Origin of the sequence: Pseudogemmobacter bohemicus (assembly GCF_003290025.1) — a bacterium.
GTDB lineage: Bacteria > Pseudomonadota > Alphaproteobacteria > Rhodobacterales > Rhodobacteraceae > Pseudogemmobacter > Pseudogemmobacter bohemicus.
Window position 1 is genome coordinate 71,129 of record NZ_QNHG01000003.1, and the last position, 22,588, is coordinate 93,716.

Here is a 22,588-nt window from a genome sequence, read left to right on the forward strand (position 1 = left end):
TCAGCTTGCTCGACTGGCGGTTAGCGGGTTCACCAGAAGCGCTCCGATCAACGGCACCCCGAGGCCGACAATCGAACTGGTGAGGGCGAATCCGGGTGTTCCTGCGGCGAAGCCGAAGCCTGCGGGGCCTGCGGCCCACGCGCCGATTGCAACCGCTGCCACCGCAACCACGATGGACAGCACGGCCCGAAGTGCGTTCTTCCCCGGCACAAGGCGGATAACAACTCTGATACCGGCGCGAGGGCGCAGATGATGCCAATGCCCCGGCAGGACAATTGATGATCCGCGCTCACTCACCAGCGAGACCCGACAGCGCGCCCTTTGCTCGGGTGTCCCGCCGGGCAAAGCCAGTTCGATGATCTCCGCAATGGTCATGCCGACAGAGACGCTCATCTCAATGCGATCATTGCCGGGATCAATGGCAGGCGCGGCCAGAACGGGAATAAGGCCGGTCTCTGTCATTCCGCTGCCCTCACAGCAGAAGGGAACGGTTCAATGGGCATTCCGATCTGATCGGGAAAGGGTCAGGAAATTCTCGTCGCTGCGGAGGGATCGGAATGCTTCGACGACGAACAGAAGCCGCCCTTGCGTGAGTTCAGCCTTCTTGATCATCAGCTTTTGTCGGTCAGCCTCCTGACGATAGGCACGGACCAGGGCATCGCTGGTCAGCGGGCGTTTGGCCCCATCCTTTCGCCCCATCGCATTCGTGCGGATTTGCGGGCCGCGTCGCTGGCGCTGTTGCAAGAGGCGGCGAACGGCCGTCAGTTTTTTGCCCCGCAGTTTCTTTTCGGTATAGGCTTCGGTCAGTGCCTGCTGGGCCCCCTCGTCATCGGTACGCGATATCTGGATGGCGAGGTTCAACGGCATCATTCCTGTCTCGACTGCGGCGACAAGACGTTCCTCGCCGTTCTCAAGCAACCCGGCGATCATGTTCACATATTCGACGCTGACGCCGATCTTGTCCGCGATGCGCCGATCATTGTAACCGCGCTTTCGCAGTTCGCCGATTTCGCGCATGAGGTCGATGGCGCGGTGTTGCCTGCGCGCGCAATTCTCCACCAGGCTCATCACCAGACAGTCGCTTTCATCGGCATTGATGATGATCGCCGGTATTTCGGACTGTTTCAATTCGATGAAGGCTTCCAGCCGTCCCTGGCCGCAGACGAGATCATATTCCACCTGATCACTATTCGGCGGGTCGCTATTCGGGCGCAGGGCCACGGTGATCGGCCGCTTCAGACCGATCCGGGCGATGCTGTCGATCATCTCCTCGAAAGTCCGCCTGTTGCGCACTCTCGGATTCAGGATACGGATGCGATCCGTTGCAATCAAGGTGACGTGTCTTGGGGGGCTGTCAGGCTCAGGTTCAGGCCCGGGCTCAGAATCAAAGGCATCTTCGGGCATCAGGCGACCTCCAGAATTTTGGCCCGTCCGGCCATGTCAAAGAAGAAATCCAAGCTGTCGAAGCGGTAGGCATCCAGCGACAGGCCATTCTGTTCGGCAAGCCGCAGTTGGCCCATGATCATGTCGATGCTGGGAAGCAGGTAATAGTCACGCGGTTTCTCGTTCAATTCATCCATCCGGACCGCAATGGTGATGTCCGGCAGCAGCCCCGCATCAAGCCTGATGCGCCATCGGAGCCGGCCCGCCCCGGTTTCAAAGCAGCGGGCCAGCACGACGGACGCGTTGAATTCTCCGTTGATCCTGATCAGGTCAGTTGTCGGGTCCTGCACCGCGCGACCGCCACGACGCTCAATGCCTGCAATGATCCCGGCCTTGACGCCGGGGTGGGCCAGGCGCAAGGCGCGGTTCGTCTCGATGTAGCGATAATCTCGCTCCGGCTCATACCCGATCAGTTGATAGGCGCGCAGAAGGCTTCCAAAGCGGCTTTGGAATGCACGGGCGGATGGCAGTCCGTCCTGCTCGTCGATGATCAAGCCGGACAGGACGCCCTTCTCCCGCAGCACAGCTCGAAGAGCGTCAAGAAGCTCGGTGTCCGTGAAATGGCGGCTGCGCGCATCCACGATTTCGCGCGCGCGAAGAAAAAGGGCATGGTCAATGATGGGCGGGTAGGCACCGATCGCGCGGATCCACATGTCGCGCGGGTTGACCACACGCTGCCGTTTCAGCTTGAATGAAATCTTGTTGTAGACGTTGTTTCCGATGTATTTTTCGTTGGTCAGGATCTGGTGGACGGAGGCCCGCGTCCAAGGCCGTCGCAGATCGGTGAGATGCCCTTCGGCATTCAGGGCTTCGGCGATCTGGCGCTCGGTGCTGCCGTCGTTGACGAACATCCGGTAAATCCGTCGAACGACATTTTGCTCCAGGTCAGGCCCCGGAACGAGAACGACCCTGTCGGTCGACAGGCTTTTCTGCATCCCGCGCAACAACTCGCCTTTCGGAGTGCCGTGTTCGTCGATCAGCACCCGCCGCAGTCCGTATCCCGCAGCACCCCCCTGACGAAAGCCCATCTCAACCAGGCGGCATTGCCCGGCGAAGACCTTCACGGAGAGTTCGCGGCTGTATTCGCCTGCCATCACCCGCTTGACCGTTTTCAGCAGGTTCGATCCGATGCTGCCGTCATTCTCGAACTGCTCGCCGCAGTAGTGGACCCTGATCCCGGCGCGCGAGCAGACATGCTCGTGATAAGCCCCTTCGTCCGCATCCTGAAACCGCCCCCAGCGGCTGACGTCATAGACAAGGATTGCCCTGAAGCCCGCCTGGCCGGACTTGACCTCCGTCATCAGAGACTGAAGGGCTTTTCGCCCGTCCAGCACCAGGCCCGACCTGCCCGAGTCCTCAAAGACCCGCACGATGCTGAGGCCTCTGGAAGTTGCATAGTGTCGAATGACGTCGAGCTGGTTTTCTGTCGAGTATTTCTGGTGATCTGTCGACATCCGGACATAGGCGACCGCAGGAATGTCCAGGTCGGGCGACATGTCGCTTTTATCTGAACTGGGCTTCCATCGACCGGCCACCAGGACATCTCCACACTTTAAAGGCAATTCCAACACAACCGTCGGAATCAACGGCTGAATCCCTCGCATTCATGTAAAACGAGGGGTGGTGGAATGTCGTTTCCGAAAAAGGTCAAGTTCTTTCCAAAGGAAAACGGCTACAGGGACCATGGCGAGGCTGTGCAGAGCAGCTGCTTTGCCGCCGAAATCGCGTCTGCGCTGAAGCGATCGCTTGGCGACAGTCGGTCGGGTGCCAAGACCGTGGCTGCCTGGACCGGTGCCAACGAAAAGACGGTCAAGAACTGGTTTTCTGGCACTTACGGTCCCAGCGGAGAGCACCTTGTCGCCTTGACGCGGCATTCGGACGAAGTGCTGGTCACTTTTCTGGCGATGGCAGGCAGGGAAGATCTGATGATCGCGATCAAGCTTGAGACGGCCGAGCGGGCAATTGCGGATTTGCTGGACGCAGTGCGGCGTCTGAAAGACGATCAGCCCATTCGATAGGTGCGTCACGCGGCAAAGCGGGCGGTAGTTCGGCCTTGTTGTGCATTCGTTTTTGATTATATTGAATACGCCACCAGAAGTCGGAGGCCGATCCATGTCCCGCACCACGACCATGACCGTCCGCGTCGGCGGAGCCCTCAGCGATTTCGTCGCCGCCAACGTTGGCGACGAAGGCTCCTATGAGAACGTCAGCGAGTATATCCGCGATCTGATCCGGCGCGACAAGGAACGGGCGGAAGGCGAGGCTTTCGACCGTCTGAAGGCCGAACTGAACCATGCCTTCGCTGCACCCGAGGACAGCTATCAGCCCCTGACCGCCGCCGAAGTCATCGCTCGCAACCGGACCTGACCGGATGGCCGGGGTCCGAATACAGACAGGCGCGTCACTGCGATTGGACGATATCTACCGCTATACGCGGGATCGCTGGGGCTCCGAGCAGGCTGATCGCTACATCACCGGACTCTTCGCCGCCTTCGACAGGATCGCCTCGCACGGCGTCGCCTCGAAGCCTGTTCCGGCCGAGTTCGGCGTCGATGGTTTCTTCTTTCGATACGAGCACCACTTCGTCTATTGGCGGAAACTGTCCAATGGCGACATCGGCATCGTGACGATCCTGCATGAACGGATGCACCAGATGGACCGCTTCCGTGAGGATTTCGCCTGATATCTAAGTGAGATCATGGTGTTGCCTGATGTGAAGTTAACAACCGCCATGCAGGTATGGTCAATCACCGCCAGAGAAGGTTGGACCGGAGTCCGTTCTCTCCGCCATAAATAAAATTTAATACATTGAAATTATTTAATTATTTGACAATTTTTTACTCAAGTTCCCACTTTCGTTCCCACAGTGATGCGCGGAGTAGGAGCGCCCTAGCGGGAATGAATGGGAATCTTCGGCACACCGCCAAGGTGTGAGGTGCCCGTTGATAGCTGACAACGAAGTTTGCAGGGCATGACACTCAAGGTTGCAGCAGAGAACCTGCGTGTTAGAGGGCCGAGACGTCCTCATCCATCTTCATCGAAAGGCTTAGCGCCGAGCGGCAGGATCGGTGGCTCTGCCCCAAACAGCTCGTATGGGTCAACCTGCGTCCTGGAGAGGTGATAAGCCAATGTATTAGCCGCAAGTTCACCGATTCGCGCTGCGACGTCCTCTCCCTCGGCAAAGGTTATGTTGGCAACGAGGAAAGCGGCGATATTCTGGACAGCGCGACCTTCGATAAACCGGCGGAATTCCCGTTCTCTGATATTAGGTTGCGCCGCGAGCTGATGCAACTCGCCCGCGACGGAGCGGTGCGGATCGCAGATGTGCTGGTCGATCCCGAAGGCTCGCTCGAAAAGCGCAACCATTGGGAAAAGACCTCCCATTCGCTGCTGGTCGGCGCGATCCTGCATGTCCTTTACGCCGAGAAGGACAAGACCCTCGCCGGGGTCGCGGCTTTCCTCTCCGATCCGCGTCGCACCATCGAAGCGACGCTGGATGCCATGATGGGAACGCGCCGTCTCGGCGAGGCCGGGCCGCATCCGGTTGTTGCCTCGAGGGCGCGGGAACTTCTGAACAAATCCGACACTGACCCGCCCAATGGACTTCCCGGACCGTCGGGAAATGTTCGTCGGGGATCCGGCGAAAAAGCCACCCTGGCCGAGGAAGCCGAAGGGCTGATCGCCCCTCAGTGGAAATCCCGGCTTGGGAACAGCCTTTTCGCCTGTTCGCGCGGGTGCTGCGCGGTGGGGCGGATGCTGCCGCCAACCGGGCGCCTGCCCTCGTCAGCGCGGCCATCGTTGCTGCCGTTGGCGACCGGACGGCCCAGTGTGGTCAGCAGGTGCGACAGATCCTCAATCCGTTCCGCGATCAGATGCACGACCGGGCCGTCACGTTCGATCCGGCCTGTCACCCGGAGCAGTCGCCCGGCGATCACCGCCTTGCGGAAGATACCATAAATCTTCTTCCAGACCACGATATTGGCGGTGCCGGTCTCGTCCTCCAGCGTCAGGAAGACCACGCCCGAGGCGGTGCCGGGGCGCTGGCGGGTGATGACAAGGCCGGTGACGGTGATGCGGCCTTTGGCCTGTGATAACCGGCCATGAGCCAGGCTTTCCGGCAGACGGGGGCGCAACAGCTCCAACGGATGGGCGCGCAAAGACAGGCGCAGTGAGAGGTAATCCTCGATGATCTGTTCGCCCAAGGTCATCTGTTGCAGGGAAACCTGCGCTTCCGCACCGCCTTCACCATCGGTGCCAAAGAGCGGCAATGGCAGCGGCGCGCGCAGGGCTTTGGCGGCCCAGAGCGCGTCACGCCGGACCAGGCCAAGGGCGGCGAAAGCATCGGCTTCGGCCAGCCGCTCCAGCACCGACGGATGCACCCCGGCGCGGCGCCAGAGGCTTTCGACATCGGGATAGCCATTGCCGCGCGCGAGCCTGATCCATTCGGCATCCTCTTCGCGCATGCCTTTGATCTGGCAAAACCCCAGCCGCAGGGCAAGCTGGCCATCGGCACGCGGTTCCAGCGTGCAGTCCCAGACGGAGGCATTGACCGAAACGGGGCGCACCTCAACCCCATGGTCCCGCGCATCGCGGACCAGCTGGGCGGGCGCGTAGAAACCCATCGGCTGGCTGTTCAGCAAGGCGCAGGTGAAGACGGCCGGATGATGGCATTTCAGCCAGGCCGAGATATAGACAAGCCGGGCAAAGCTGGCGGCGTGGGATTCCGGGAAGCCGTAGGAGCCAAAGCCTTCGATCTGCGCAAAGCAACGTTCGGCGAAACCGGCATCATAGCCACGTTCCAGCATGCCGCCGATAAACCGGTCGCGAAATCCGCCGATGGTGCCCATGCGTTTGAATGTGGCCAGAGACCGGCGCAACCGGTCGGCCTCGGCAGCGGTAAAGCCCGCCGCCACCACGGCAATCTGCATCGCCTGTTCCTGGAACAGCGGCACACCATAGGTGCGCTTCAACACCTCCATCATCGCAGGGCCAAGGTCTTCGACAGGCTCCAGCTTCATGCGGCGGCGGATGAACGGGTTGACCATGCCGCCCTGGATCGGACCGGGGCGGACGATGGCCACCTCGCATACCAGATCATAGGAATTGCGCGGCAGCATCTTCGGCAGAAAATTCATCTGCGCCCGGCTTTCGACCTGAAACACCCCGATGGCATCGGCGCGGCACAGCATGTCATAGACCTGAGAGCGCTGGACATCCTCGGGGGTTTGCGGCTGGCCATCCGTCGCGGCATCAGGGTGCAGGCTGGCCAGATCCATGCGGATCGCGCGATGCTCGTTCAACAGGCCAAAGGCCTTGCGGATACAGGTCAGCATCCCCAGCCCCAGCACATCCACCTTCAGGAGCCCAAGCGCGTCGATGTCATCCTTGTCCCATTCGATGACGGTGCGGTCCTCCATCGCGGCATTCTCGATCGGGCACAGCTCATCCAGTCTTCCATGCGTGATGACAAAGCCGCCGACATGCTGGCTCAGGTGGCGGGGAAAGCCGATGATCTCACCGATCAGCTTCAGGGTCAGCCGGATACGGTGATCTGCCGGATCCAGCCCCGCATCGCGCAGCCGATCCTCACCGGGGGCAGAGGAGGACCAGCCCCAGATTTGCCCCGCCAGCCGGGCGACGACATCCTGCGACAGACCCATGACCTTGCCGACCTCACGGATTGCGGCGCGTGCGCGGAAGTGGATCACCACCGCCGTAAGCCCCGCGCGTTCCCGGGTGTAGCGTTTGTAGATCCACTGGATCACCTCTTCACGGCGCTCATGCTCGAAATCGACGTCAATGTCCGGCGGTTCGCCACGTTCCTTCGAGATGAACCGTTCAAAGATCAGGGTGATGCTCTCGGGGGACACTTCGGTGATGCCCAGCAGGTAGCAGACCACGGAATTCGCGGCTGATCCGCGGCCCTGGCACAGGATGCCTTCTGACCGCGCAAACTTCACGATGTCATGCACAGTCAGGAAATAGGAGGCGTATTCGACCTCGGCAATCAGGGTCAGTTCCTTCCCAACCCGGGCGATGATCTGCGACGGCGCCCCCTTTGGGTAGCGCCATTGCAGGCCGGCGCGGGTCAACCGCTCCAGCCGGGTCTGCGCGGGTTCGCCGTCCAGCGCCTCGTCGGGATACTGATATTTCAGATCATCAAGCCGGAAGGTGCAGCGGTCGGCGATTTCCACCGTGCGGCGGATCGCGGCGGGATAGCGATGGTAGAGCCACGCCTGCTCAGCCCCGGATTTGAGGCGATGCTCGCCATTGGTCAGGCGGTGATGACCAATATTGTCGATGGTCAGGCCGAGCCGCAGGCAGGTCAGCACATCAGCCAGCGGGCGACGGGCGGCGCGGTGCATCAGCACATCACCCACCGCGACCATATCGATACCGGTGTTCCGGGCGAGTTGGTCCAGCCGGTCGAACCGGGCCTGGTCGCGTCCATCATAGGCCGGGGCCGCACCCAGAAAGCACTGGCCGGGGAAAGTGTGGGCGAGCCGCTGAATATCCGTGCTGATGGCCGGGGTTTGTGCCGCCTTCCGCGCCATCAGATCAGGTGGCAGGGCGATCAGCACCATACCTTTGCCCCATTCCTCCAGATCTGCACGGGTCAGGTGGCAGTCCCCCTTGGTCGCCCGACGTTTACCCAGTGACAGAAGTCGGGTCAGCCGCGACCAGGCGGTGATATCGGTCGGTAATGCCAGCCATTCGACCGGGCTGTCGGTCAGCGCCAGCCGGGCGCCGGGCATCAGCCTGGGAAGCTGCATACCAGGCATCGTCGGGGCGCCGGGCGCCTCAGTAAAATGCGGCACGGTCTGGCGACTGGAGTGGTCGGTGACTTTCTGAGACCGGATCTCGGGCCGCTCCTGCGCCGCCGGACTGTTGGCAGCTGCCTCATCCCGCAGGCGGGCGAGTTCCTTCAGGGCCGAAAACGCCCGCACCACGCCTGCCACCGAGTTGCGGTCGGTGATGGCGATGGCCGTCAGTCCCAGCTCCGCAGCGCGGGTGACCAGTTCCTCCGGGTGTGAAGCCCCGCGCAGAAAGGTGAAGTTAGAGGTCACGCACAGTTCGGCATAGGGCACGGGGGTCGTCATGCGAATTCTCCCTGCGCATACCAGTTTTGCGCCCCTGAGGGCGCGGGCCTGGCAAAAGCCTGCGGCGTGTGGAACAGCCAGAAGCGCGGCCCTTCGCGCGTCTCGATCCGCCAATAGTCGCGCAGGCCTGACCGCCAGGCGGGGTCGTCAAACCACCATTCCCGGGCGATCCGCTCCGGCCCGGTGGCGCGCAACGTGGAAAAGCGCATCCTGCGCCAGGTGAAGCTGACCGGCGGTCGCCCCGACCTGCCACCGGAGACCGTGATCGCCTCGGGAGGAAACAGCGTGATCGGCCGTTCGGGGTCAGTGCGTGGAAACGCCTCTGCAGGTTCGGAACAGGAAGCGGGCGCCAGCAGAAAGCTGCGCTCGGGGATTTTGCTCCCGGCGGGCAGGAAGCGCAGCACGCGGTCAAAACCGATGCGATTGCCAAGACGTGAGATCAGATCCGCCAGCGCATCTTCATGTGGGACCGTAGGGTCGCGACCGATCTGTTCGGGTGCGAGCGGCTCAGCGATGGGCACGCTGAGCCGCAGGGCGTCGATGCCAAAGCCCGCATCAATCTCATCGACTCCCTTCCGAAACAATGCCTCGATCCGGTTCGGGTCGCGCATCGGCCGCGCCAGCCCGATCTCGACCCGGACCGATCCGCGATCGACCCTGCGTAATTCCAGCCGCACCCGCCGCGCGCCCATGTGGTGCAGGGCAAGTGTGTCGCAGAGCCGGTCCAGCAGCCGCCGCAGCCCGGCCATGACATCAGTCTGCAATCCGATCGGCTCGGGCAGCGTCATCCTCACCCCGAAATGCGGGGCCTCGGGTGTGGCGGCAACGGGTTCGGCCTGCACGCCAAGCGCCTGATCCAGACGCAGCAGCAGGCCGGGACCAAAGCGGCGGGACAGCGGGGCTCGGGGCAGTGGCAGAATATCCCGGATCTGGTTCAGCCCCAGTCGGGAGAGGGCTCCGGTGGTGTCAGGATCGACACGCAGGGCTGTGATCGGCAGGCGGCCAATCCCCTCGGCCAGGAGCCCGTCCGGAATCACCCCACCCCCGTTGCGAGCCAGGGCATAGGCTGCACCCCGGGTGCCGGCGATGGCGCTGACGCCGGTGATCCCGGCGCGGTCCAGCCGCGATTGCAGGTCGGCGCGAAGATCCTCCTCGCCCCCGAACAGATGCGCGACACCGCTGATATCCGCGATCAGCCCGTCAGAGCCATCGGTCACTACCATCAGTGCATAGCGCGATGCCCAACGCCGGAGTGCTGCCAGCGCCGCCGCCTTCCGCACCAAATCAGCGGCCCGGGTCTCAAGTGAGGGACAGATAGCCCGCGCATCGGCCAGAGGCATACCGCGATGCAACCCCTGCCGTTCGGCTGCCAGGTTCAGACAATGCAGATGATCGGCGTTCGACGCCCGCAGCGTCAGCGCGAAAGGCCCGTCAACCGGGCGGATCCGCAGGCTGGCCTCGCTCGCCAGTCGCGGACACCATATCGAAAGCAGCCGACGCGCCATTCCAACTCACAACCCAACGTCTAATTGTTCCATTTTTGTTCTTAATAAGAGACCAGTCGTGCAGAGTCGAGTCCGGCGCCGAGGCCGCCTGCGCCTCGCACAACCAGCGGGTCTCGGCGGCATTGCTGCCTTGTCCGTCTCGCACCAGCACAAGGCCTGTAGTCTGCCCTGCCTCCGCCGCCAGCTGCAACCGGCGGCCTGCGGTCAGCGACAGCGGCTTCTCCGGCTCGGCTATGACCAGAGCGATGGGCGCGGCGCGTAAGGCTTCCTCCAGCGACCAGAGCAGATCTGTCTCGCCCCTGGGGCGCAGCAGCATCAGCCGCGCAGGTAAATCCTGGGGCAGACCCCCAGGCAGCAACAACTGCTGCGCATGATCGGGGAAGACCCACACCACCTGCCCCGGATGCCGAGCGGCCTGAAACAAGGCAAAGGCCCGCCGCCCCTTGCCCTGCGCCTCATGCACACGCCCTCCTGCCAGCGCCAGTGTGTCGGCAGACGTGGTCGGGCGCAGCGCAGTATGGGGCAGGTCTCGCATTGGATGGGGTCCGGGAATCAGGTCGACACTGGCAAGAACATTAGGAGAACTTGTAAAAATTGGATAGCCATGCCTCACTGAAGGAAAGTCCAACAGAATAAAGGCGTTACATTATTCACAACTGACAATCACATTTCTATTTCCCACCACCCCTCGCAATCGTGCATGGGGCGGTGGAGAATTCAGAGCTTTGGAGCCTCCGTCGACCCCGCAGACTGTTTCAGCCAATCATTGTGCAGGGCCAAGGCCGTGGCAAAGAGCTATGCCATCACCATTGACCGTGGTAATCGTTTCCGTCGCAGAGAGATCGCCATTCAGGACCGTCGTATCAGTGATGGTCCGATCTGTATTCCCGTCACCGTCCATATCAATCGTGGTGACTGTCTGCAGTCCGGAAGCATTTGTGACCTCTGTCACCACCATACGGACAGAACCATCCGGATTTCGGTCCCAGGTCGTCGCCGTCTTCATATCCGAGGCGCTGACGGTGACCTGGCGCACGAGATCGGTCGCCTCGAACACACCATTCTGATTGAGATCAATCCAGGTCTGCCCGGTCACCATATCGGCGCCGAGAACCGTCTTCTCCATATGATTGATCGAGCCATCTGTATTGGTCACGGTTACCAGCCGTGTCCGCGTCCCCGCACCGTCAATCGTCGTGACATCATTTGTGAACTGATCAAAATCAGCGTCACCGTCGATCTTTACCTGCGAGGTTCTGGTCAACCCGTCTGCCGAAACTGTCGAATTCACCTGGCGTTGCAACGACCCATCCGCGTTGCGCACCCACATTACAGTCGAGGTGCCGCCGCCGGTGACGACGTTTACATCCTCCACGATCTGCACATCCCAGGCGCCGTCGCCATTGAGATCAAGCGTCGTAATCTTATCGCGCCCGTCGGCGCTGATTGTCTCCGTCTCGGTGGTTCGCAGCGAACCATCCTGGTTCGTCACCACCGTCGTGACCGTCCTGGCACCGGTCGTGTCCTGGACGATTGTCTCGGTTGTGATCCGGTCCGCACCACCCGCACCGTCAAGATTATCCGACGTCGTCCGAACCAACCCGTTGGCCGAAATCGTCTCGCTGGTACTGGTGATCACCGTCCCGTTCCGGGCCAGCTCGCTGATCGTTACCGTCCGGCTGCCATCCGCAGCCGTGATGCGCTGCTCGCGCTCGTCGAACCAGCCTCCGCCCTGACTGTCGGTCAGCACCGTGACTGCGCGGCCATCGGAACTGGTCGAGGTGAAGATCCGGCTCAGCAGTGTCCCGGTCGCGACGCTGGACCCCAGATAATTGAGCACCGTCTCGTTGCGAAGCCCGCCGCTGACCACCGTGGTAATGGTCTGGATCTGGTCTGTAACCCCGTCGCCGTTCATATCGTAGCGGTTGACAATCGACAGGCCATTTGCACTGGTCACCGAGGTAACGACAAAGGCCCGGTCGCCCGCTGCGTCATACCCGATCTGCGTGACCGTACGGCTTCCCGCGCCATCCACAGAAACCGTGTCAACGATCCGGTAGCCATTCGCTTCAGTTGCAAGCGAGGTATTCGCCAGCGTCCGCAACACACCATTGATCATGAAGGTAGATTGTCCGGTGATGACAGAACCATCCGGCAAGGTGATCCGCGTCGTATCGGCACGAAGGTTGATCTCGGTAATGCCAAGTTCCGCCAGCGTTTTGACGCTTGTCGATCCATCAGCATTGGTCACCTGCACCCGGAACTCACCCCAGCGTGTATCCGCTGAGCTCAGCTTGCCATCGCCATTGCTGTCGAACGCGCGGCGTAAAGCCTCAAGGTCATTTCCGGCCGATGCATCCCATTCCGTGAACACGTATTCGGATATATCCGAGATCGTTCCATTGCCATCCGCATCAATGAACAGGACTCCGTCACCAGCACCAGCACCAGCACCAGCACCAGCACCAGCACCAGCACCAGCACCAGCACCAGCACCAGCACCAGCACCAGCACCTGCCCAGGCCGTGCGATGCTCCAGGCCATCCGCGCCGACAACGTATTGGGTAGACTGATCAAGCTGCGTGATCTCGATACCGTCACCATCCAAATCAAGCAGAACAGGTTCCAAGGGAATTGTATAAGCTTGGGGGAACGGATCAAAAGTACCCTCGGGGAACCTGCTCGTTTCTTGGTACTCACCCGCAATATCGTTATCTATAATGTAACCCAGTATGCGCGGATCAATCACTTCTCGCAGATCGCTCCATCCAGCTGACTCTCCCAGTGCTACGATAGCCAGAAGATGTTTTTGAATTGTGCTATCAACTAGCGATCGCTCAGATGGGGTAAGATCATCGCGAGGCTTATCGAGAAGGCGTTCAAAATTTTCTTGTGCCGCTACGACGTCCACTGAGGGCGAGAGCGCGTTAGCACCGAATTTTTTTAATTGCTCCCAAATTTCTTCTCTAAAATATGTGAGGGCAGGTGGAACAGCCCACAAGAGAAATCTGGCAACTGGAGCGGCAGCTTGTATTACGTCCGCTTCAGCAGTTTCATGCGATGGTCCCAGCGGATCCGGAGGCAGCGACCACACGAATTGCTCACCAAGATCACCCGTTAAGCCAGGTTGCCGAACATTCCCGCCACTGATGAGTGGGTCGAGAGAGTATTGTGGGTCATCATGAGGGAATCCTAGCTCAGCATGTCGGCCACCGGCGCCGTTACCACCATGGTCTCTGTTGCCACTGCCACCGCTGGTTCCCGCCACCGCCACCGCCACCGCTGGTTCCGCCAGTTGCCGGATTTGAGCCACCACCGCGGCCATAGCCGCCGGGACCGTTTCCATCATTAGGATCTGTGTTGCCGCCCACACCAGTTGAGCCGCCGCCAGTATTCGTTCCGGGATTGGGAGGCATTGGGGCTTACCACTCTAAAATTACAGGATGCCATCTTTCTGCGAAAGCCGCAGTCAAGCTGTTACTCGATATCTTCACAGGGGAATTTTGATGATGACGCAATAGCGATAACAAGATTCCCGACAATGAAGCCATTACCATCTTTCGATGGCTCACCAGGTTTGCCATACAGGTGGTACTCGGATCCCGAAAATATCAGTGCTAAAACAGAATTTGTTCCGGAGATCCTGAAACCAAACACCAAAGCTTCATCAAGAACGGGGGTTCCCGTTCTTTTAGGAAAATTGCATCTTTCATATCTATCTGAATCAAGCGAAGCTTCGAGCGACCTGAAATCGTCTCTCAAAGATGAAAAATCAGATTGATCGGTAACAATCAGACTGCGGCCATCGTCATTTGGGTAATATCTACGGGGGTCTTGCAGCTTGATTGTCATTCCTATAGATTGTATGGATGAACTTCTTGAGATCAGGAATTTTACCGAAGATACGTTATCAATACATTCACTCAATCCCGATGACGTTAATCTAACGCAGCTAAATTCAGACAGATCAAAGCGGCCATTCTGATCAATATCTTCAACAATTCTCTTAATGGCGCTGCTTAGATAATGTTCTGGATTTTCGTTTGCATGAAGTGTGATTACCATCGATGCTGCGGCAATTATTTGAAATACTATTGCCCTGAGGCAACGAGAAATAAACATCAAATTCCCCACGCAATGCATTTAAAATTTTAACTCTGGCGAGATCCGGCGATAGCACGCCAGACATCGCCCTCATTTATGTAAATGAGAAGCGTACTTCGCCTTCCGTGTCAATCTGAATTCTGTATGCAATCATTCGCGACAGCGACCTGGCACTGAACGATCATCCAGCTGCGATTGAAGTTGGCTGGTGTTTTGATCTCCCCCGCAAACTGGACACTGAGATAAGTTATGATTTGCAGTCTGCTGATTTTCGACGAGAAGGAGATCAGAGATGTCGAAACGCAAGCAGCACGCGCCTGAGTTCGAGGGGAAGGGCGCGCTGGCGACCCTAAAAGGCGAGGAGACGGCAGCGGAGGTGGTTAGCCGGTTTGGGGTGCATCCGACGATGATCCATCTATGGATGCGGGCCCTGCTTGAAGGGGTGTCCGGCGTGTTCAATCGCGGGTGCCGGAAGACTCCCGAGATCGACGAGCAGCAGCTCATGTTGCCATGGTAAGATGAAGTTCTTGCCATGGATCTCGCGCGAATCGGTATCGTCTGGTCAGAAGTAAGCCGTCTGCATGCAGGTACTGAACCACTTCTGGCGTAGCAGTTCATCACGCCTTTTGTTAATTTCTGCAATTGTCTCGTCGGCAGTACCCTGCTTTGCGCTGCCGTTGATCTGAGCTCCCAGCATCATTCCGAACGCAAAGCTGGCCTGGCCATTGAACTGCGCGAAGTCAGCTTCGTATTGGCCTGTGATGAAATACATGCCCATGGGGTCGATCAGGCTATTTGCAAGATCCAGGTCAACGTAGCCACCTGAGCCTTCCGCGACCTCGACCAACTCGCCGATTATCCTCTCCCCGATCCGATCAAAAGGGATCGCTAAAGGGTGAGACGAAGTCAGCGAGGTGCGTTGCAATGGGGCGATGTCCGATCTCAGGATTTGTGCTTCGCAGCGCCGCGCCTGACCATAAGAACCACATGCAACACCACCCCGGGCACGAGGAGGAGCGATCCGATGGTTCCGGGGATCGTCGGCTTCCGCTGTATCCCAGGCAGTGCTGCGGCCATCGCACCGTCATAGGCGTTCAGCAGCAAGACGATGACGAAGGGAACGACCAGCAGCACCCACACCGCCACGACGCGCGGCACTCTCCCGACGCCGCGCTTCCGAGCCGGCGGTAATCCGGATCAGTCGCTGCCCGCATCGAGATCCGGTCCACCGCCTCGTCAACGGTGGCCGAGCTGCGCTCGCCCAACATGGCGCCGATCTGGCGGTTGCTGATCGTGGTGAGCTGGCGCAAAAGCCACATGAGTTCCTGACGATACCGGCTGATTTCGCGGGTCTGATCACGGCCGGCCAGCATCACCAAGGGCGCGCCGGTGCGGCCCACAAAGCGATCCACAACCAGATCAGGCGGCAGGAAAACGCGGATGCCTGACATCACGCGGCCTCCTTCCTGGCGAGCGGGCAATTTCGGCAGGCCTTGAACATCCTGACGCGCTCGCTGTTTTCGTTAGAAAATGTCTTCCCCTTCGCCCGCCAGTCACGGCAGGCGGCGGTTGTGATCCTGCCGAGCGCCGGGCAGGTAACAGAGCGGCCCATGAACACGCCGCGCACCACATCCTCTACCGCAGCCATGTCGCCGCTGTATTTATTGCGCAGGACATTCGAGACGAGCGTGGCCGAACGATTGAGGCGCTTAGCCACCGCGCTTTGACTGCTGCGTCCGCATTCCTCAGCCAGCACAACCACATAATCCGGGATGGTATCCCCCCAGCAGCTGCGGGCGAGATCGAGAGGCGTGGTGACGGTCACAGCGCGCCCTCCAGCAGGTATTTCTCGCCGGTGTTCGGGTCAAAGACCTGACGGATGCGCTGCACCTGCGGCGCGCGAGGCCCCGATGCGCGGATCAGCCGATAGCGGGCGATGCCCCAGGACGGCGTCTACGCGTCCCGTGGCAAGGTTGTTCGCCGTCCCATGACTGATAGTGTGGTGTTGGCCGGTGCGTCCAACACCGACCAACACCTTAATCCACCAGCGTTTGATCCACTGAAGGATACCTCTAATGAAAATTGATCGCTTCGAGCCAGGCGATATTCGACATATCCCCGCCACCGACCCAACGCCCGAAACAGAGCATGAGCCAGCCAGCGACGGTTCCGCATCTCTCTTTGCGGCCCGGCATTTCATCGCCTTTTCACATGACATCGGCGGGTTTATTTTCGCTTGCCGATGAGATCAAGTCTGAGAACGATTGCAGTGACCGCAACAATGAGACTTGTAAGTCGCTCTTCGAGACGACATGCTTCTGGGCGAGCGACACCTCGATCCTCCTGCGTGAAGGCATCGCGCAGGGCATCCCTTTTGATCGAATCGGGGAGCGGATCATCGGCGAGTTGGTCGAGGTCGCGGAAGGCTCAGGTGGCAACGTTGACCTGGATCTTGCGAATAGCCTAATCGACACCATGGGCATGTATTTCATCACAGGCCAATACGAAGCTGACTTCGCGCAGTTCAATGATCAAGCCAGCCTCGCGTTCGGAATGATGCTAGGCGCTCAGATCAACGGCAGCGCAAATCGGGGCGCTGCCGACGAGACAATTGCAGAAATCAACAAAAAGCGTGATGGACTGTTACGCCAGAAGTGGTGCAATACCTGCATGCAGACGGCTTACTTCTGATCAGATGATCCCACCTCCGCACAAATTCCATGGCAAGAACTTCATCTTGCCATGGCAGCCGCCCCCTCCAATGGCTGGGCAGCAATGTTGGTATGGGCGGAAAGCCGTCTGATGCCCGTGCAGCACGACAATCGCACCTAAATGCCAAACCGGACGCTCGACCACCGGCGCAGGGGGCCGCGTTACCAATCGACGGTTCGGTAAATCCAAGCCAATCAGAGACACTCAACTAAGTCGCAGCGTGCCAGAGCGCTTCGCAGGTGCAGCGGACCTGACCGGTTGAAGCCGATGTTGGAGTATTGCCGTAACCGCCCCCGGAATGAGAATCCCTAACCATTTGGCGGACTGGCAGGTCTGATCTATGAGTGCGGGAAAGTTGCCACTCACCGAGCCTCGGATGAAACGTCACATCCGAAGCCTACGGCGGTCTGGCGGGTTTGGGGATCACGGCCCCCTCAGGCAGCCTGATTTCATTCGGTTATTTATCCATATCTACAATCCGGACCTGTGATCCTTGATCAGCGCCCCTCACCCTCGCCAGTTATCGGCACGCTTTTTGAAGTCGATCTCCTTCCACGCCTCTTTCCAAAGCGTGAAATATTTCACGTCACTGGATGAGGGTTCTGGGTCGCATTTCTCCACATACACGACGCAAGGCATGATGACGGCGTCCCCGATGAGAAGTGCTTCCCCTTGCTCAAGGGCAGGCATACCCTCAGTGAGATTGCCCAGTGTATCCGGCAATAGTCGGCGGACATAACTTTGGTCATCAGGGTTGGTGAGACGCATTGCCAGAAAATTGGAGCATTGCGAAAAGATAGTCTCTGAAATCTCAGACGGGCGCTGGCTCGAAATCAGAAGGCTGATGCCGTACTTTCGGCCTTCTTTGGCAATGCGCTCGATTGCAGCCAGGGAAGCCTTGTAGCGGGCAAGACCGCTCTTTGGTGCGTATTTGTGTGCTTCCTCATACACCATGAGGAACGGTTGCTCTGTTTTACTTTCGACGCGCCGCGCATAGTAGCAAAAATCGAACATCAGACGGGAGATCAGCGAGACGGTAATGCTGAGCAGCTCAAAGGGAATGCCGCTGAGGTCGATGATGGTGACATTCGATCCGCTTCCCGCCTTATAGCCAGTAAACTGTTCAAGTACCTGTTCCAATGTCGCAGCTTTGGCCTTCGCACCGAATATAAAGTCGAGCCGAGAGTTGGATATCTTTGATCTAATCCGACGCTCGAATTTGTCGATGCTACCGTCGGCATAGGGGCCTTTATTGATTTTGCTGCGTTCTGGGGGCGCGAAATCCCGCAGCGCCTTGCAATAATGCTCAAGCTGACGCTCGACATCTTCGAACGTTTCGGCAGTACCGTCCTTAAACTTGATATGCAGCGAGTTATCAGCATCTTTTGTTTCCCGTGTCAGGTTGCGGAAAGCGTTCGCTACGTGCTGAATATCATATCGAAGCGGACTGTCGAAGTTTACCTTTTCGACAGCAGGATTACTGATCTTCTTGGCAATGGTCACCACAGATCGTAGCAGCGACTCTTGATTGTAATTGTTATTGTCGCCGGACTCCAGAAACATGTCCTCCATCTCGTCTTCGTTGAGAAGCCAATATGGCAAGACGAGGTCATCGACGGTGATGACATTCGCCTTCGGAAACGCGGTGGCATATTCGGAATGAAGATCGAATATCAGGATATGGGAGTTGTTGAGTCCTTGGTATTCTCCCATTTTAGCAGATATCGCCTTTTGCAGAACTGACGACACACTCGATGATTTTCCCGATCCCGAAGCACCCACAACGGCAATATGTTTGTTGAAGAACCGGTCCCCATGAACAGGTACTACGATATCACGTTGCCTGGTCAGTGACGAAAAGCAAAAGCGGTCTTCAGCCGCATAGCAGTCTGCATAGATGGCTGCGATTTCCGCTTTCGTCGCCGGGACGACCTTCTTTGGCGGAATGGCGAGTTCGTCACCGCCGCGATTGAACTTTCCGTCTTTAAGGGTCCCGAGAGGATAGGCATCAATCATATAGACGCGCTTGTAGTCACTGCTGCCGTCGCCTTTCACCTCTTTCATCTCGATTGAAAAGCTTTCGATTATACAGATGAGAGAAACGTTGTCATTGTCCGAGACCTTGAGAAAGGATCCAACGCGAAGAGACTCACCCGCCACCTGGAAGTTCAAGAGATCATCGACGGCCACTCGGACTTTGTTGGGATAAACGGCGACAACCTCAGCATTGGCGATTTCCTCAGTCATTGTTAATCCTCAAATAATTTTCGTGATTGTGGAGATGCTGCTGACGGGGATCGAATACATCCGAGCCTGTGGACCAGGCAGAGCCATGACTGCTGGGCGTTCAAGGAAAAAGTCGTAGATATGGCACAACTTCCGTCCCACACCAGCGAGCGCCACCAGCAACTGGTCAACGTCGTCAACAAGACGAATTTCGATTTGGTGCTCTTGGGTCTGTTGGCTATGAACGTGATCGATGCGGAATGGCGATCCGCGATATGGGAAACCATCTACGAAAATAGTTCCGGTATCGAAAAGCTCGTCCTTCACTTGCATGATGAGTTTTTCATCCGCGCCGCGTAGCAGAACGAATGGCGCGTAGCGCTCGGAATTCTGGATGCGGCGCGTCTTAGCCGAACTCCAGTTTTTGCCGATTTCCCTGAGTTGGTCGCAGACAACCGAACAGTCGGTTACCGCACTGCATTCAATGATGAAAGCGCGGACGATTCCTGCGCCGTTCGTGGGCGAGAAGTAAAGGCGTTTCATATGTTTCGCGTACTCGCTCGCTTCCTTCTCCCGGAGAAGCCAACGATTATGAATAGCTTGAGTACCTTTGAAATGTTCCTGCAGATCACGAAGGGTGACCTTGCGGTCGTTATGATCTTTTTTCGTGGCGAGTGTGGCGATGAAGTCGAACGCCATTGGATAATGAAAACCTTCGGCCTCAACCCCGGAGACGCTCTGGTTTTTCCTTATTGCCTCGATGACGAGATTGCGATGTTCAGAAAATTCCGTCGAGATCTGTATGCTGAAGCTCTTGCAGAACGCCTCAATCAGCTCATCTGGTGCGGCCATCCCGTCGAGCAAAGACTTCTTTTCGTAGGATTTTGTACCGTCAGCGGCCTTCACTTCCTTTCGGTATTCCATGACCGATTTGAAACGCTCGACGGCAAACTCACCAATATCGATCTTAACTTCTGAAAAGTGCCCGTACAGCAGGTATTTTCGGCCTGTCCGCTGTGCTTCTTGGAGCCCATAGAAATGAACAAAGAGCTTATGCAGGGGGTCACGCAGTACCGAGTCTGTCAAGCTTTGCTCCGCGTAGTACTTCACCTGGCCGTAAATGACGCCTTCATCGGTATAGTGGTCGAAGTCTTCAATGCCCTCGATGACAACCCTCTCGTCAAGGCCGGCGTTCAGGATTTCGAGTAACGCTGCATCGAGCTGGTAGAAATAGCCCCTAATTGAAGCTGTTGCTTCGCGTTTTTTGTCGACTTCCAATATCCCACCCACGAATCAATCCCCGATTGAGATTGTAGATGAGCGGAAGCGGAAGTGCGAGTGAGCATAATTGCGCCGACGGGACTGGCCTTAATATCGTGAGGGCGTCGATTGTGGCCGGGAGCTTCTCGGGTGGCGAGACGATCAACGCTTTGGACTATCGCCCGTCGGCTTCGAAAGGCATCGTCTCGAAGGACCCAAAACCACTCAATCCTCATGCCAAGACAGTTGATGCGCTGCGCTACGAGACAGGGCGCTGACTGAAGGCCAGTACCGCTTTCGGCTACAGCAAGCCCGCCTAGAATATTGGAACACTGAGGGTAGATCTCAAGCGAAGAGCCTGCGTTCCCATCGAAAAGCTACAGGTCGTCATCGGCCATAGGCCGGTCGCTCGTGCATACTGCTGCGAGTGCCCGCTTCCGCCGTTATTCAATCGAGACGGTCCTGGGCCGTTCATTGTGAAGCCACAGCGAACGTCTGCAACGCCCCTCAGAACTGAAATCTTGGCCGTGACTTCGCTGCACCGCCAGTCGTATGTCGGCTTCCGGGAATGTGGCAATGCAGCATAGTTCCAGTTCGACCGTCCGCTCTGGGCCGAAAACCGGTCATTCGCATGCTATCCAACCGCTCGACTGCGGGTCCTAACAGTGGTCTCTCGACGCCACCTGATATCACTGCGGGATTTGAAGATACCCACCACCGATGAACCACGGGTTGGCGGCCAGCGTCTGAAACATGATGTGTTGCCAGCAATTGAGCCGAGTGGCGTAGCGTGCCTGCTCTTCGGCGAGATAGGCCTGCACGCCGGCTACTCCCTTTGTCGCCGCAATCGTGGTGAGATGGTGGCGCAAGGGAATGAGTTCATCATTCGCATTCGAAGTGTAGCTCACGCCGAGTTTGACGACATCAAAGTGCCGTTTTGCCCGGAGCCGCGAGACCTGCGGCCAGTGCGCCGGCGCATTGACGTGAAAGACTAGAACGGGCGGACCAGCGACATCGAGCTGGGCGAAGATCCACTGCTGCTGGGTGTAGTCGTCATAGTATGGGTGGAGGGTCTGCTCTTCCGCGCAGGTTGGGAAGCGCGCCCGCTTGGCGTTGATGATGTGACCGCCCCCCGACGGCATCTGTGTGCCAAGGTGGGTCTGCGAGGATCCACATAGGAGAGCGGTCATGTCGGAGATTACCACTGTCGGGCTCGATCTGGCGAAGAATGTGTTCCAGGCACATGGTGCCGACGCCTCTGGGCAAGCTGTGCTGCGCAAGAAGCTGAGGCGGGATCAGGTGCTGTCGTTCTTCAGCCAGTTGCCGAGCTGCATTGTCGCCATGGAAGCCTGCGGAGGGGCGCATTTCTGGGGCCGCGAGATCGGCAAGCTCGGGCACGAGGTTCGGCTGATCCCGCCCGCCTATGTGAAACCTTTCGTCAAGCGCCAGAAGAATGATGCCGCTGATGCCGAGGCGATCTGCGAAGCGGCGCAGCGCCCGACGATGCGTTTCGTCCCGGTGAAGAGTGAAGAAACCCAAGGGTCGGCGATGGTATTCCGTATCCGGGAACTTCTGATCCGGCAGCGCACACAGGCGATCAACGCCCTGCGTGGGCATCTGGGCGAGTTTGGTCAGATCGTGCCACAAGGTGCTGGCAACGCTGCGCGACTTATTGCGATGATCGAAGACCCGGACAGCGGGCTGCCCACCGAGGCCCTCCCCACGCTTGATGTGCTGGTTGCGGCGCTCCGGCACCTCGAGACAGAGATCGGGAAGCTGGACGCCGAGATCAGCCGGCGGGCAAAGGGCAACGAGGTCGCACGGCGGCTGATGACAATTCCTGGCATCGGCCCCCTGATCGCCACGGCCATTGCTACGCTGGCGCCCCCACCAGAGATATTCCGCACAGGCCGGGACTTTGCCGCCTGGCTCGGGCTCACCCCTCGCCAGCATTCGACAGGCGGCAAACAGAGGCTCGGGGCCACGACCAAGATGGGGGAACGATCCCTGCGGCGCCTGCTGATCATCGGCGCCAACAGCGTGATCATCAAGCGACACGTCCATGCCTCGGCCCGACCGGGAACCTGGTTGGGCGGGATACTGACGCGCAAGCCGCCCATGCTGGTGCGGGTCGCGCTGGCGAACAAGATGGCGCGCATCGTCTGGGCCCTTATGGCCCACGGTGACGTCTACAAGGCTCCGGCCGCAGCGGCATAAGCCGTCGAGGTCGCGAGAACG

Annotated in this window: 20 protein-coding genes and 1 pseudogene; 7 read left to right on the top strand and 14 right to left on the bottom strand. The window is 58.7% G+C overall.

Annotated features, from left to right (window positions below; translation table 11 throughout):
* The 3 genes from DRF71_RS15110 to DRF71_RS15120 are packed head-to-tail and all read right to left on the bottom strand — an operon-like array spanning position 1 to position 2,939.
* The gene (locus DRF71_RS15110; RefSeq protein WP_112311410.1) at positions 1-462 is read right to left on the bottom strand and encodes a hypothetical protein; all 462 of its coding nucleotides are present in this window, start codon (positions 460-462) and stop codon (positions 1-3) included.
* Between the two features lie 30 nt (positions 463-492).
* Positions 493-1,404 carry a plasmid partitioning protein RepB C-terminal domain-containing protein gene (locus tag DRF71_RS15115; protein WP_112311411.1) on the bottom strand — a complete coding sequence of 304 codons (912 nt, stop codon included), beginning with the start codon at positions 1,402-1,404 and terminating at the stop codon, positions 493-495.
* Positions 1,404-2,939, bottom strand: coding sequence for a recombinase family protein (locus DRF71_RS15120; protein ID WP_112311412.1), 1,536 nt, complete (start codon positions 2,937-2,939; stop codon positions 1,404-1,406). Before DRF71_RS15120 ends, DRF71_RS15115 begins: the two co-directional genes overlap by 1 nt.
* A gap of 132 nt (positions 2,940-3,071) precedes the next feature.
* Here DRF71_RS15120 and DRF71_RS15125 point away from each other — a divergent pair, with 132 nt between their 5' ends.
* From DRF71_RS15125 to DRF71_RS28675, 4 genes and pseudogenes are all read left to right on the top strand, one after another.
* Positions 3,072-3,461, top strand: coding sequence for a hypothetical protein (locus tag DRF71_RS15125; RefSeq protein WP_112311413.1), 390 nt, complete (start codon positions 3,072-3,074; stop codon positions 3,459-3,461).
* A 94-nt stretch (positions 3,462-3,555) separates the two neighbouring features.
* A complete protein-coding gene (locus tag DRF71_RS15130; protein ID WP_112311414.1) occupies positions 3,556-3,810 on the top strand; it encodes a ribbon-helix-helix domain-containing protein in 255 nt (84 codons plus the stop codon).
* A 4-nt stretch (positions 3,811-3,814) separates the two neighbouring features.
* Positions 3,815-4,126, top strand: a complete 312-nt coding sequence (locus tag DRF71_RS15135; RefSeq protein WP_112311415.1) for a type II toxin-antitoxin system RelE/ParE family toxin — start codon at positions 3,815-3,817, stop codon at positions 4,124-4,126.
* A gap of 632 nt (positions 4,127-4,758) precedes the next feature.
* Positions 4,759-5,034, top strand: a pseudogene (locus tag DRF71_RS28675) (conjugal transfer protein TraG); the annotation flags it as partial.
* Between the two features lie 95 nt (positions 5,035-5,129).
* On the opposite strand, the gene DRF71_RS15145 reads toward DRF71_RS28675, so the two are convergent.
* The 5 genes from DRF71_RS15145 to DRF71_RS27490 form a co-directional block, all read right to left on the bottom strand.
* Positions 5,130-8,543, bottom strand: a complete 3,414-nt coding sequence (locus DRF71_RS15145; protein WP_112311416.1) for an error-prone DNA polymerase — start codon at positions 8,541-8,543, stop codon at positions 5,130-5,132.
* Entirely contained in the window at positions 8,540-10,048 is a 1,509-nt protein-coding gene (locus tag DRF71_RS15150; protein WP_112311417.1) for a Y-family DNA polymerase, read from the bottom strand. Before DRF71_RS15150 ends, DRF71_RS15145 begins: the two co-directional genes overlap by 4 nt.
* Positions 9,975-10,511, bottom strand: a complete 537-nt coding sequence (locus tag DRF71_RS15155) for an ImuA family protein (protein ID WP_232831539.1) — start codon at positions 10,509-10,511, stop codon at positions 9,975-9,977. Before DRF71_RS15155 ends, DRF71_RS15150 begins: the two co-directional genes overlap by 74 nt.
* A 300-nt stretch (positions 10,512-10,811) precedes the next feature.
* A complete protein-coding gene (locus tag DRF71_RS27485; RefSeq protein WP_157971104.1) occupies positions 10,812-13,394 on the bottom strand; it encodes a hypothetical protein in 2,583 nt (860 codons plus the stop codon).
* Positions 13,395-13,525: 131 nt separating this feature from the next.
* Positions 13,526-14,170 (bottom strand): hypothetical protein, encoded by a 645-nt coding sequence (locus DRF71_RS27490; RefSeq protein ID WP_157971105.1) that lies wholly within the window; start codon positions 14,168-14,170, stop codon positions 13,526-13,528.
* A 274-nt stretch (positions 14,171-14,444) separates the two neighbouring features.
* On the opposite strand from DRF71_RS27490, the gene DRF71_RS15170 reads away from it, so the two are divergent.
* Complete coding sequence (locus DRF71_RS15170) at positions 14,445-14,669, top strand: hypothetical protein (RefSeq protein WP_112311420.1); 225 nt, start codon at positions 14,445-14,447, stop codon at positions 14,667-14,669.
* A 45-nt stretch (positions 14,670-14,714) separates the two neighbouring features.
* Here DRF71_RS15170 and DRF71_RS15175 read toward each other — a convergent pair whose 3' ends face one another.
* From DRF71_RS15175 to DRF71_RS15185, 3 genes are all read right to left on the bottom strand, one after another.
* Positions 14,715-15,077 (bottom strand): hypothetical protein, encoded by a 363-nt coding sequence (locus DRF71_RS15175; protein ID WP_112311421.1) that lies wholly within the window; start codon positions 15,075-15,077, stop codon positions 14,715-14,717.
* A gap of 169 nt (positions 15,078-15,246) precedes the next feature.
* On the bottom strand, positions 15,247-15,603 hold the full coding sequence (locus tag DRF71_RS15180) for a helix-turn-helix domain-containing protein (protein ID WP_112311422.1): 357 nt from the start codon (positions 15,601-15,603) through the stop codon (positions 15,247-15,249).
* Positions 15,603-15,977, bottom strand: coding sequence for a hypothetical protein (locus DRF71_RS15185; RefSeq protein WP_112311423.1), 375 nt, complete (start codon positions 15,975-15,977; stop codon positions 15,603-15,605). The genes DRF71_RS15180 and DRF71_RS15185 overlap by 1 nt, the downstream gene beginning before the upstream one ends.
* A 323-nt stretch (positions 15,978-16,300) precedes the next feature.
* Between DRF71_RS15185 and DRF71_RS15190 the strand changes: the two genes are divergently transcribed.
* Positions 16,301-16,843, top strand: a complete 543-nt coding sequence (locus DRF71_RS15190) for a hypothetical protein (RefSeq protein WP_157971107.1) — start codon at positions 16,301-16,303, stop codon at positions 16,841-16,843.
* Positions 16,844-17,371: 528 nt separating this feature from the next.
* On the opposite strand, the gene herA is transcribed toward DRF71_RS15190, so the two are convergent.
* The 3 genes from herA to DRF71_RS15205 form a co-directional block, all read right to left on the bottom strand.
* Entirely contained in the window at positions 17,372-19,111 is a 1,740-nt protein-coding gene (herA, locus tag DRF71_RS15195) for an anti-phage-associated helicase HerA (protein ID WP_112311425.1), read from the bottom strand.
* 9 nt (positions 19,112-19,120) lie between these two features.
* Complete coding sequence (locus DRF71_RS15200; protein ID WP_157971108.1) at positions 19,121-20,368, bottom strand: DUF4297 family anti-phage-associated protein; 1,248 nt, start codon at positions 20,366-20,368, stop codon at positions 19,121-19,123.
* A gap of 671 nt (positions 20,369-21,039) precedes the next feature.
* Positions 21,040-21,540, bottom strand: a complete 501-nt coding sequence (locus tag DRF71_RS15205) for a hypothetical protein (RefSeq protein ID WP_157971109.1) — start codon at positions 21,538-21,540, stop codon at positions 21,040-21,042.
* Between DRF71_RS15205 and DRF71_RS15210 the strand changes: the two genes are divergently transcribed.
* Complete coding sequence (locus tag DRF71_RS15210; protein WP_112311428.1) at positions 21,539-22,567, top strand: IS110 family RNA-guided transposase; 1,029 nt, start codon at positions 21,539-21,541, stop codon at positions 22,565-22,567. The two genes, DRF71_RS15205 and DRF71_RS15210, sit on opposite strands and share 2 nt — an antisense overlap.
* Positions 22,568-22,588 lie beyond the last annotated feature (21 nt).

Excerpts from the sequence above, each read along its gene's own strand:
- DRF71_RS15110 (WP_112311410.1), bottom strand. The coding sequence starts at position 462 with ATGACAGAGACCGGCCTTATTCCCGTTCTGGCCGCGCCTGCCATTGAT.
- DRF71_RS15115 (WP_112311411.1), bottom strand. The coding sequence starts at position 1,404 with ATGCCCGAAGATGCCTTTGATTCTGAGCCCGGGCCTGAACCTGAGCCT.
- DRF71_RS15120 (WP_112311412.1), bottom strand. The coding sequence starts at position 2,939 with ATGTCGCCCGACCTGGACATTCCTGCGGTCGCCTATGTCCGGATGTCG.
- DRF71_RS15125 (WP_112311413.1), top strand. The coding sequence starts at position 3,072 with ATGTCGTTTCCGAAAAAGGTCAAGTTCTTTCCAAAGGAAAACGGCTAC.
- DRF71_RS15130 (WP_112311414.1), top strand. The coding sequence starts at position 3,556 with ATGTCCCGCACCACGACCATGACCGTCCGCGTCGGCGGAGCCCTCAGC.
- DRF71_RS15135 (WP_112311415.1), top strand. The coding sequence starts at position 3,815 with ATGGCCGGGGTCCGAATACAGACAGGCGCGTCACTGCGATTGGACGAT.
- DRF71_RS15145 (WP_112311416.1), bottom strand. The coding sequence starts at position 8,543 with ATGACGACCCCCGTGCCCTATGCCGAACTGTGCGTGACCTCTAACTTC.
- DRF71_RS15150 (WP_112311417.1), bottom strand. The coding sequence starts at position 10,048 with ATGGCGCGTCGGCTGCTTTCGATATGGTGTCCGCGACTGGCGAGCGAG.
- DRF71_RS27485 (WP_157971104.1), bottom strand. The coding sequence starts at position 13,394 with ATGGAAACGGTCCCGGCGGCTATGGCCGCGGTGGTGGCTCAAATCCGG.
- DRF71_RS27490 (WP_157971105.1), bottom strand. The coding sequence starts at position 14,170 with ATGTTTATTTCTCGTTGCCTCAGGGCAATAGTATTTCAAATAATTGCC.
- DRF71_RS15170 (WP_112311420.1), top strand. The coding sequence starts at position 14,445 with ATGTCGAAACGCAAGCAGCACGCGCCTGAGTTCGAGGGGAAGGGCGCG.
- DRF71_RS15180 (WP_112311422.1), bottom strand. The coding sequence starts at position 15,603 with ATGTCAGGCATCCGCGTTTTCCTGCCGCCTGATCTGGTTGTGGATCGC.
- DRF71_RS15190 (WP_157971107.1), top strand. The coding sequence starts at position 16,301 with ATGAGCCAGCCAGCGACGGTTCCGCATCTCTCTTTGCGGCCCGGCATT.
- herA (WP_112311425.1), bottom strand. The coding sequence starts at position 19,111 with ATGACTGAGGAAATCGCCAATGCTGAGGTTGTCGCCGTTTATCCCAAC.
- DRF71_RS15210 (WP_112311428.1), top strand. The coding sequence starts at position 21,539 with ATGTCGGAGATTACCACTGTCGGGCTCGATCTGGCGAAGAATGTGTTC.
- DRF71_RS15205 (WP_157971109.1), bottom strand. The coding sequence starts at position 21,540 with ATGACCGCTCTCCTATGTGGATCCTCGCAGACCCACCTTGGCACACAG.